Source organism: Natronococcus sp. JC468, from assembly GCF_012163165.1.
GTDB classification, from domain to species: domain Archaea; phylum Halobacteriota; class Halobacteria; order Halobacteriales; family Natrialbaceae; genus Natronococcus; species Natronococcus jeotgali.
The window spans coordinates 1-972 of sequence record NZ_JAAVUO010000109.1 but is presented as its reverse complement, the minus strand read 5'-3'; the positions used below and the strand labels follow the sequence as shown (position 1 = coordinate 972).

1 protein-coding gene is annotated in these 972 nt (G+C 57.0%); it reads left to right on the top strand.

The window, feature by feature from the left end; translation table 11 throughout:
• Positions 1 to 52: 52 nt before the first annotated feature.
• Positions 53 to 972, top strand: a 920-nt coding sequence (locus GWG54_RS20585; RefSeq protein WP_167939490.1) for an ISH3 family transposase, incomplete at its 3' end; no start/stop codon positions are given.

Genomic DNA, 972 nt, shown 5'->3' with positions numbered 1-972 from the left:
AGATTCAGTACTTCACAAAGCTGGTTAGTTGAGACGTCTGCTTGCTGAAGATGTGTCCAAACACCAGCAGCAAGCAGACGGTTCAATCCACGAGGACCAGCTCCTTAACTTCCTCGTCAACACGATTGACGAGGAAGTTTCTCTCGGTCTGAGCGATAATGCTCAAATTGATGCTGAAGACATCTATGAGGTCCTCGTCGGCGCGTGCGCCGACGGGACCTTGGTCTCTACACTCTGCGAGGACAGTGAAGACTCTCCTCACCAAAACACCGTTCTGTACCATCTCCGCAGGAAATTCGCCCTCGAATCGGTTGAACAGGTTGGGAACACGCTTCTCCAGAAGGACGTACTCACTGTGCTTCCTGAGCAGGTGGAGGTCTGCGCAGACCTCCACCTGCGGCCCTACTACGGTGACGAAGACGACACAGACGGCCTCTATCACTCAGAAGCGAAACGTGGAACCACCGCGTTCCATGCCTATGCGACACTCTACGCGCGTGTACAGAACAAGCGCTATACGCTGGCGGTGCGCCGTCTCACCGACGGTGACACCGCCAGCAGCGTCCTTGCAGAGTTTCTCGGGATTCTCGACGGCCTTAACGCTGAAGTCAAGGCCGTCTATCTTGACCGTGAATTCTACGATAGCAAGTGTCTCACGCTGCTTCAGGCGCACAACCACGCCTACGTGATGCCGATCATCCGCTGGGGACAGACGATCAAGCAGGAACTCTCGGAAGGCTGGAGCCGCGTCATCCAGCACGATCTGACGGCGAAACTCGACGGTCACAGCTGGACCGTCGAGTTTCCCGTCTACATCGACTGTGCCTACCAGAAAGGACGGTACGATGAGCACGGTGTGGCGCGTCACGGCTACGCCGCTGACGCGCCGTTCATCGACTCACCACGCGACGCCCGATACCACTACGCGAAACGCTTCGGTATCGAGGCGACGTACCGGCTCTCCGAGCAAAG